The organism is Photorhabdus kleinii, assembly GCF_025384885.1.
In the GTDB taxonomy this organism is placed as follows: domain Bacteria; phylum Pseudomonadota; class Gammaproteobacteria; order Enterobacterales; family Enterobacteriaceae; genus Photorhabdus; species Photorhabdus kayaii.
On sequence record NZ_JAJAFY010000079.1, the window covers coordinates 1 to 10,819 of the forward strand.

Below are 10,819 nucleotides of genomic sequence, written 5' to 3' on the forward strand. Positions count from 1 at the left end.
CGGCGGCTGTTTTGCTTGGTAAAGGCAATATTCTGACCAAAGTAGGAAAGGGGACGACAGTCGGCCTGCTTATTTCCGATGTCGGTAACGTGATGACCCATGTTGGCGAGGGCACGACAGTGGGGTTTGCCAAAGGTAAAGCCAATCTTATCACCAAAGTTGGGGATGGCGCCGGGGTGAATGCGGTCTGGGGTGAAGCGAATATCCTGACTCAGGTGGGAAATGGCGACCGTTACAACTTCGCGAAAGGTCAAGCGAACATTGTTACCAAAGTGGGTAATGGGCAAGAAGTCACGGTGGTTCAGGGCGATGCCAACATCATTACCCATGTGGGTAACGGTGACGATTACACTGGTGCCTGGGGCAAAGCCAACGTGATCACTAAAGTCGGTGACGGGCGTAATGTGGTGCTGGCGAAAGGTAAGGCTAACATTGTCACTCAGGTGGGTAAGGGAGACAGTTTTAATGCCTTATGGAGTGAAGGCAATGTCGTCACCAAAGTGGGTGACGGTATGCAGATTACGGCAGCAAAAGGGAAAGCTAACTTCACGACGACAGTGGGCAATGGTTTAAATGTCACCGCTGCTCATGGTGACGCTAACATTAACACTCATGTAGGTAATGGCGTTTCGGTTAACTTGGCGTGGGGTAAGCACAATATTAATACCAAAGTGGGCAATGGCCTCAATGTTGCGGTCATGAAAGGTAACGGCAATGCCAATATCCATGTGGGTGATGGCTTGGGTATCCATGCCTCTTATGCGCGCAACAACGTGGCGATTAAAATTGGTAATGGTGATTTTTACAGCTTCTCTGCTACGGAAAGCAACAAACTTTCTTCCCTCTTTGAGCATATCAAACAGACAACATTAGGTGTGGGAGGCAGTCAGGCAATCAACTATCTGGTTCATGGGGAGGAAGCTAACACGTCGGGCACCCATGAAGGCAGAGGCGCGATAAATTTAGCGGAAGTTTCCTCCATTGATGGCTTTCAGATGGATAAAATTGCGCCAGTAAGTTCAGATTTAAACCATAGTTTCAATGGTGCTATAACAGCCGTGGAGACGTCTGACGTCAGTTCAATAGAAAGTGTTTTGAGTCAAAAAACGCTATCGGAGTCAGATCAGGATGAAAATCTGATTGTCAATGGTGACTTTGAACAAGGTAAATTGGGTTGGCAGTCAACTAATGATATAGAGGCATATAACCCTGCGAGTGCTTATGGTCTTGATAATACCGGTGATGGTGAACGAGTCAGTAAATTTGATGTTGATAAAAACACTGTAATTTGGCGGGAATTACAAAATTTGTCTGAAGGAGAAGTGGTTTCACTGACTTTTGATTTTATGAGTCATTTAGAGATGATGGACCGTGATCTGAGTGACTGTGGAATAGTGGTGTTGTGGAATGGTAAGTCTGTATTCTCAGCTTCTGGACCGGGAGCTATATGGCGAACTCAAAAACTCGATTTAATGGCAAAAGCAGGTACTAACCGGATTGAATTTAAAGGTACAGGCCAGGATGATGGATTTAGCTATATCTTAGACAATATCGCTGTGAAATCTGAGACGTCATTGATTGTCAATAGTGACCTTGAGCAAGGTAAATTGGGTTGGCAATCAACCAATGATATTGCGGCCTATAGCCCAGTGAGTACTAATGGGCCTAATAATACCCGTTATGGCGAACGAGTCAGTGAACTTGATGTTGATAAAAACACCACTATTTATCAGGACCTGCAAAACCGTTCTGAGGGAGAAGTCATTTCTCTGAGCTTTGATTTTGCCAATCGTCCCGACGCTTATTCAGCCGACAATGGTATGGATGTTTTCTGGAACGGCAAACTTGTTTTCTCGACTTTTGGCGATGCCGCGAAATGGCAAAATAAAACACTAGAGCTGACAGCAAAAGCGGGCAGTAATCGAATTGAGTTTAAAGGAACAGGCTTGAATGATGGTGTAGGCTATATTCTGGATAACGTTTTTGCAAAATCTAAGAGCTCACGACAAGCCAATATTATTACCGAACATGTGAAACAGGATAAAGCGGCACAAAATGCGTTAAGCGATAAAGAAAAAGCCGAAAAAGATCGCCAACTGTTGGAACAGGAAAAAGAGAAACAACTGGCAGAAATTGCGAAATCGCAATCCCAGTTGGAATTAACGGATCAGGCAGCAGTTAGCCGAAATGGGCTGACACAGCGTAATGCGATAGAGACAGAAGCGCAGGCAGAGACTGACAAACTGGTTTCCATGACGCAAGGTTTGGATGTACTTGGTGACTATGCCAATTACTGCGGCCAATCAGGTGATCAATGGCGTAATCAGTTTGCTTCCCAATTTTTGAACCGTGCTCAGGACGAGCTGAATTACACCAAATTTATTACCCAGAAAAAATTAGCTAATGCTCAACGATCTATTACGGATAACCAACAACAAGTAAAAGAAGCGGTTAAGAAATCCGAGGCCGGTGTAGCACAAAGTGAGCAGCATCATGCCAGTGCAAAACAAGATATTGCAGAGGCTCAGAAGAAAGCAGAGTTAAGAAAAGAAGAAGCATTATTACAGCAACAACGGGCCAAAGAAGCAGAAAATGATGCAAATATCGCCTGTCAAGGGGCGGAATATCGGGGTAAACGTGATATTGCTGCGGCTGAAAATAAAATTGCCCAGGCACAAGAAGATGTTAGAGGGGTAAAACAGGGCGATTCCAAAGCTGATCGTACCGGTGCCGGTGGTAGTGGTTTGTCTGGTAATGCCTACGAATCGACAGGAGCAGGGGAGACAGGTAGCTATATTGATCCCGAATTAATACCGGAAGCTGAAAAAAGATTCTACAAGGGATTGACTAAAGAAGAGCTACAAGCGTTGGATGATGCTAAACAAGCGGTTGAGCGTCTACAGATAAATGCCAGTATCCGCGCGGAAAATACCGGCGTTTTAACTACTTCAAAGTTTGCCAAAGTACAATCGTTTGTCAAAGTACAATCTGACGATAAGGTGATGCCAACGTCGAACAGTTCAGGTGAGCGAGCCAGAAAGGTGCCGCGGATTTCAGGCATTAATCTGGAATCGTTGGGGAATGATGTCAAGGTAGAGCAGAAAAATTCTGCTCTATTTGAAAGTGCAAAATTTAATTTATTGAAAGAAGGAAATAAACTATTTATCAATCCTAATGCACGAACATTGGGGCGGAAAAGGCAGCTTAGTAAGGCGCTGACCGCGGTACGTGACACTTTCTATAAAACGATGAGTCATTTTGATGAAGAGCATGTATCGCAACTTGAACAGGCGATAGCTGATTGGCAACAGCGTAGCCCAAAGGAATTTGCTCTACGCACCAATCAGGTGAACTTAGTACGTTTTAAAATGGGCCGAATGATAGAGCACTTGCAGGTCCAGCGAGCTGAATCCGCTGGCGTCCTTGGGATTGCTGTGGCGCCTCGACATGCTGAACATCTTAAGCAGCGAGTCATCTTTGATGGAACCGGACGTGTTGTCGGTTTAAAAGGCGGTATAACACAAAACGAAATTAATCGTCTTATTGAGTGGCAGATTACCCCGTTGACTCGAACGAATTCAACCGCTGAACGGGAAGCGCCTAAGACCGAAAGTGAAAGTCTGATTGCTTTTATGAGCCGATTAGAAGCCGCGAATATCCCGGAAGCGAGGCTTTGGATTGGACGAGCTAGAGGACTCTGGCTCACCGGACAAGTCACATCGAAGGAAACTATCAAGTTATTTGATGCTGCTGCCAGCCAGTTACAGGCATATCCTGAGTTACATGCTTTGGTACTGTCATTACAGGCTGATGCTCACAGAGAAAAGTCAACTACCCAATATATTGACAACTTATTTGGCCGTCGTTTTGATTCTGAGTTGGCGCATGCGTTGGTGAAAAATGCGTCACCTGATGCGATAGCGACCTCTAGGCGGATAGGTCAGTTTCTGGTGCAGGAGTTTGAGTCGTATATGCAAATTACTCCGGGCTCACCTGTACTCGACGGACAAATTGCTATTAGGATGCAAGCTTTTGCCGAAAAAATTAAAAAGGATATTCGTCCTTGGTTCAGTCGGGTGCCTGAACTGACCGCATTCCTGCAAAAACCGACCTTTGATAACTTTAAGATCATGATGACCAAGGTGGATAACGGCTTTGAAATGATCAAAATTCCGTTTCTGGCAGTAAAAATGTCGAACACTGATGGTATGGGGTTACATTTATCTCAATGGAAGGCGGAAGCGGATATTTTCTATCGGGATGAGATCTATAAGGCGCGTTCCACCAGTAGTAAGTTAACTAATATGGCGGATGTTACCTATAAAGTGAAATTAACTGAACAGCAAACCAATGATTATGGTATTGCATTGCCTTACCAGCCATCCGGTGATCAATATGAAGATTTCCTGTCTGGCAGAAAGGTGGCGGCGGGCAGAGTGCTGACGCCTGGACAGGAAACAACGCTTGAGCGTAACGCCCTGGCGCAGGGGCATTCCGTGGTAACGGGGGCATCTGGCTCGACCAATATCATGGTTCATCTCAATAACTATATTGCCAGTCAAGATCCTACTTTCTCGCAAGAGCAGGCATACCTTAATACGTTGGCGTTTTTGGTGTTTGATGGCGGTCATTCGGTTAATGAAAGTTTGGTGGTCTACAAAGCATTGCAGACGGCTGATGATGAACGTCGGCAGGTACTGCAAAACTACACCGCCAGTTATACAGATCTGATGGATATCGCCGGAGGTAAAGGAAAATTATGGGTAAATCAGGCAATAAATAATGCATTTGAGAAAACCCAACATCTTTATCGAGAATATACCCCAGAGAGAGAGAACTCTCCGGTGGAAGTATTGCAGGCGTTATCGGGCAAAAATGGAGCGTCAGAGTCGGTATTAATTGAGGATGATGGTACTTCGCCACAGGATAAAGACTCTTTAAACCCAGTGACCCGATTCTTTAACAACGAACTGTATGGTTTTAAAGAAGAGCGCCGCCATATCAGTGATGAGACGCAGACCATTCTTAATGATGCTGTTGCTAATGGCAGTTCAAGCAAAATCACCCTAAAAGGCGAAGGGGGACGTTTAACTGGATATTATCATCAAGGTGACATAAAACCAGATGATATCTCGACGGCAGCAGAGAAAAAAGTCGTGCTTTTCCTTCATGGTTCAGGTTTATCTGCGGAAGAGCAAGCTCATGACATCCAAAGCCACTATCAAAAGCAGGGCATTGATATACTTGCTGTCAACATGCGGGGCTATGGTGGTAGTGATGGTAGTCCAGGTGAGCAAGGGTTCTATCAGGATGCCCGGACAATGTTTCGCTATTTGGTACAAGAACGAGGTATTAAGCCGGGTAATATTATCATTCATGGTTATTCCGTCGGTGGGCCGGTGGCGGCTGATCTTGCCCGATATGCAGCGCAAAATAACCAAGCCGTGTCAGGTCTGTTACTCGACAGGCCAATATCGAGTATGACCAAAACCATAACCGCGTATGACATACCAAACCCTGGCGGCATGATTGGGGCATTGGCAAAAGCGATGAATGGACGATTTTCAGTAGAAAAAAACCTCAAAGGCTTGCCGATCAATACGCCGATCATGTTGTTAACTGACAATCAAGATTTAGGGCATGAAGGGGAAAAGCTGCGTACAAGATTGACCGCTGCTGGTTATCGCGTATCGGGTGAACAAACCTTTTATGGTCATGTCGAGAGCGGCGCTTTAATGAGCCAATATGCTGATAGGATTGTATCGACGTTCTCCGATTTTCAAAATAAAAATCGGGACGTGGTGAAGAACTCGCTGCAAAAGAGTGACAATCGCGGGATACGTTTTGGTAGTCAGATCATTATTCAGATGGAAAATGACCCGATTGTAGCAAAAGCAGCGATCAATCTGGCGGGTAAACACCCAGAATCCAGCGTAGTGGTTAAACTTGATGCTGATGGCAAATATCATGTCATTTATGGTGATCCTGCCAGATTATCAGGCAAATTACGTTGGCAGATTGTTGGTCATGGCCGTAGCGCATCGGCACAAAATAACACTCGTTTGAGTGGTTACAGTGCTGATGAATTGGCAACAAAACTAAAACAGTTCAGCCAGAACTTTAACCTGGCGGGTAAACCTGATCGTATCAGCATTGTGGGTTGTTCACTGATTAGTGATGACAAGCGGAATGGTTTTGCCTATCGTTTTATTACTGCCTTAGATAAACAGGGTATCCATAGTGATGTTTCAGCGCGTCGTAGTGAAGTAGCCGTTGATGCAACAGGCCGTAAATTTACCCGCGATAAAAATAATCAGTGGGTTAACAAGTTGGACGATAACAAACTGGTGTTACGTTGGAATGAACAGGGTGAACTAACGACTACAACAGAAAAATTGCGTCGTGGTGTGGCTGAAAGCGATATCAACCTTGCCGGGGTGGGATACACCGATGCTGATTCAGTAACTAAAGGGGCAATTGCGGATAACCATGATGTTTTCACCGCGCCAGGAAAGCGCAAAAACAGGGTAGAGCTTGGCTCAAATCCTCAAGCTGATAAGCCGCTGAATTATGCCGGGAATATACAGGTAAACGTGGGCGACGGTGAATTTACTGCGATCAATTGGGGAACATCGAACGTAGGTATCAAAGTGGGTACGGGTGGTTTTAAGTCACTGGCCTTTGGCGACAACAATGTGATGGTTCACATTGGGGATGGTGACAGTAAACACAGCGTGGATCTGGGTGGTTATCAAGCGTTTGAAGGGGCGCAGATGTTTATTGGTAACCGTAACGTCAGCTTCAACCAAGGTCGCAGTAATGACTTGATTGTCATGATGGATAAATCCATCCCTACGCCACCGCTGGTTAATCCATTTGATGGCGCTGCTCGTATTACTAGTGTACTGAAATCTATTGCTCATTCCAACGAGGAGTGGAATTGGTTGGCGGCGCAAAATCAGCAGTGGACGCTATCTGGCGCGAAAAAATTCGTGCAGGACATGTCTGGTTTAGACCAAACCAGCAGTGTGGATTACAAGACCTTGGTTGATCTGGATTCGCAGTGCGAGCGCAGTAGCCGTGGTTTAAAAAGTGACACAGAAGCAGCATTGAACAAGAAGTACCACCAATGGCTAAGTGGTCACGGCAACAATATTGATACCAGTAAAATGAGCCGTGCGGATAAATTCCGTCAAGCCAATGAGAAACTGGTTTTCAATTTTGCGGTAGGTGGTCAGGGAGCGGACATTCAGGTCACAACCGGTAGCTGGAACTTTATGTTCGGTGACCATATTCAATCGATTTTGGATACCAACCTGGGTTCTCTGTTTGGTCTGATGACGCAGCAATATTCAACAACGGGCCTGGCGAAAATAACATTTACTTACAATCTACAGGACTTACCGCGTCAGCTTAAAAACAAACTGCTTGGCCGGTTAGCTAGTGTGAATGCCGATACTACTTTAGCGGATATTTTTGGTGTGGATTACACGCCGGAGGGACAGATTGTTGCCCGTACTGGTAAGCCGGTTGATGGCAAGGCGATTTTGCAAGAGATGTTGGAAGTTATTAAGCAGTTTGGTGGTGATCAACTAAGTACCTTCACTGATCCGGATAAATTGATTGATGGTTTGAAACAGAACGCCAATATGAGTGCCGATGGTATTGAATCATTTCTTGTCAGTCATGGGTTGAAAGAGAAAGCGCCTGATAAAAATCGGGAAAAGGGTATACCGGGTGCCATCAACAGTGGGGATAGTCAGGCTAATGACAAATCAGAGCGTGCCTTGGGCTTTAATTCGCTGAATTTGCCTAACCTGTTTGCGACGATATTCAGCAAAGATAAACAAGAAGAGATGAAGTCATTAGTGACCAATCTGAAAGAGAATCTCACGGCAGATCTGCTCAATATGGAGCAGAAAACCTTTGATTTCCTGCGTAACAGCGGTCATCTGCAAGGGGATAGCGATATCCATATCTCGTTAGGGAACTATAACTTCAACTGGGGCGGTGACGGTAAAGATCTCGGTGCTTATCTGGGCGATAACAACAACTTCTGGGGTGGCCGCGGAGATGATGTTTATTACTCCATCGGCACTTCCAACATCTTTACCGGTGGTGAAGGTGATGACTTGGGCGTTCTGATGGGACGTGAAAACTGGATGTTTGGTGGTAGTGGCGATGATACCGCAGTAGTAGCTGGACGCATTAACCATGTGTTCATGGGTGAGGGTAATGATCAGACATTTGTTTTTGGCGAAGGTGGCCTTATTGATGCCGGTAACGGGCATGACTACGTTGTCACCTCTGGTAACTACAATCAGGTAGATACTGGGGAAGATCAAGATTATGCCGTGACCATCGGTAATAACAACCGGGTTGAGCTAGGTGAAGGCAATGACTTTGGCAGGGTGTTTGGTAATGACAACCGAATTGATGGCAACATGGGTGACGATGTCATTAAACTGATGGGCTATCATGCGGTAATTAATGGTGGAGAAGGAGATGACCACCTGATAGCCGCTACTATTTCGAAGTTTAGTCAGTTTGATGGTGGTGACGGTCAAGATCTACTGGTTTTGGGGGGATATCAAAACCACTTCCAGGGTGGCGCAGGAGTAGACAGCTTTGTGGTCAGTAGTAAAGTAATTGATTGTCAGGTTAATGATATCGATGCGGAAGACATGATTGTCTTTAACGGTATTGACTGGCAAGACCTGTGGTTCCAGCGCAGCGGATACGATTTAGTATTATCAGTGAATCGCTGTACTCAGGATAAAACCGCTCAGGGTGTATTTGAATCGGTGGGTTCCGTCACTTTTAGTGATTACTTTAATGGTAATCGTGCCAAATTAGTGACTCAAATGGAGCGTAAGAATGCATCAGGAGTGCGTGAATTTACGGCACTTTCCGACAATGCGGTTGACACCTTGATTCAGGCAATGAGTAGTTTTGCCCCGACAGTCGGTGATAACGGTTTTATCGAAGGGCTGGACAGCAAGGCGAAAGAGGCTATTACGACGGCGTGGGCAGATACCGCAATTGGCAAGGGTAAATTTGCCTGATTAACTTGCTATAACGCTAAGTAATAACAATAAAAATGGCTCACTGGATAGGTGAGCCATCTTAATCTTGCAAGGGTATTATCGCTAGCTTACCCTTTTCCGCCGCATGCTTACGAATCAAGTAGAAATTAAATAGTCTGAGTTCAGCAAAATACAGTACTCAGACCTTGATGAACGAGTGATTTAAATTGCCTGACTTTTGTAAATAATTCACAAAGCCGGGATAGTTTTGATTGCCATATTTTTTGAATAAATATGAGTTGCAAAAAATTAACCTACTCTTATTGAATATTATTTGCAAAATAGTTTAATTTAAATCATTATTTTATAAATGTTCTTTTAACTCGGATAGATATAATAAAGTAAGGTACCCATATACATGTATAAAACACAGCTCTAAAAAGCAAGAAGAGATAATTATAATCCAGTTTTATTTCATATACATAATGAGCCAATGCTAAATCAGTTATTACAAATAATGAAGTAAAAATTAAAAAGATAATATAAAGGTGTTCTTTTCTTTTTTCTAAAGAAAAGAATAGATGTATAAAGTGCAACTCCAAAAATAATGGTAAAACAAATAAACTCAAATCCTATAAGGATACGTAATTCACCTAGAAAATCATAACCAGAGATCAAGGTTGTCATCGTTTTATATGAACTAAATAAAGAACTTAATATTGCAAAGATAATATTTATTGCCGGAAAATAGAGAAATCCGCCAATTCCACTCAGTTCTTTCTCTTCACATGCTGCACAAAAATCTGATTCATGCAATGCTGGGTTTTCACATTTAATACACTTCATAAAATTTCTCCAAATAGTAATCTCAATCCAAAGATTGATTATTAATTTACGTAAATCATACAGGTGATAGTATATAAAACAATAACATATTAGTCTGATAAACCCCCCTATTTTTAATAGCCTTATTTACATCTTCAAGTGAAAAAAGAAATATTCCATCTATAAAAAATCAAGGCAACCATCTGATAATAAAGAAATAGTTAGATTCATAAAAATATAACTAATATCCATATGATGTTTTTAATAAAGAAAAACTTTACTCGATCATTCTTTAAATCTCACATTATACTGCTATTTCCCAACTGTACCTTTTTTCATTCTCCTCGGCCGCCGCCAGTACACTTGCTAGTGCATTATTCTCCACTATAATTTAGTGGAGAATAAAGTAGAAATCCTAATTCAAGATTGGGATTCTGTATTAATTTTAAGACTGTTATAAAAATCTATAATACTATTTAGATCAGTATTCCATTCAGATATTTTCATCCCATCTTCATTGTGCGTAGTACGCGACTCTATGAAGTTATTTATCTTCTCAGGAGTAAAACCTGGACACTCATCTAAAAAGAGGATGCTATTTTGTAAGAAAACTTCCTCACCTGCGAAATATATGATCCAAGCAAATATAAAATTTGTGTAATCAGGCTCATACATTGATACAGCTAGCGCTACAGGCTTTTTACTGTGTATACCCTCTTCAAGAGAAGTTCGCCAACTCTGCTTGTAATCCTCAAAGCTCCAATAAGATAAAGGTATGTGAACTGCTTCTGTAAATGTATCAATAATAATTGTTGCAGGCAGAACTAGCTCATTGTTTTCTCTGATGGGTGCATCACCGGGAAATATACCAAACATCAATCAGTCCTTAACTCTGTTCAGATCACTATCGTAAGTCCCCATTCGCTTGCCTCTACGGTCAAACATCTTCCAGCCATTAGTAATATTAT

The 10,819-nt window shown here is 43.2% G+C and carries 2 protein-coding genes and 1 pseudogene; 1 reads left to right on the plus strand and 2 read right to left on the minus strand.

Translation table 11 applies throughout. The features are described from left to right. Window positions 1–9,065: MARTX multifunctional-autoprocessing repeats-in-toxin holotoxin RtxA (rtxA, locus tag LG003_RS21760; RefSeq protein WP_262981621.1), on the plus strand; the 9,065-nt coding region annotated here is incomplete at its 5' end. 320 nt (window positions 9,066–9,385) lie between these two features. Here rtxA and LG003_RS21765 read toward each other — a convergent pair. Next, window positions 9,386–9,872 (minus strand): annotated as a pseudogene (locus LG003_RS21765) (DUF2569 domain-containing protein). 399 nt (window positions 9,873–10,271) lie between these two features. Continuing rightward, a complete protein-coding gene (locus LG003_RS21770; RefSeq protein WP_112879645.1) occupies window positions 10,272–10,727 on the minus strand; it encodes a hypothetical protein in 456 nt (151 codons plus the stop codon). Between the last annotated feature and the right edge of the window lie 92 nt (window positions 10,728–10,819).

Bases quoted from the DNA above. Each gene is read 5' to 3' on its own strand.
- LG003_RS21770 (WP_112879645.1), bottom strand. From the start codon at position 10,727: ATGTTTGGTATATTTCCCGGTGATGCACCCATCAGAGAAAACAATGAG.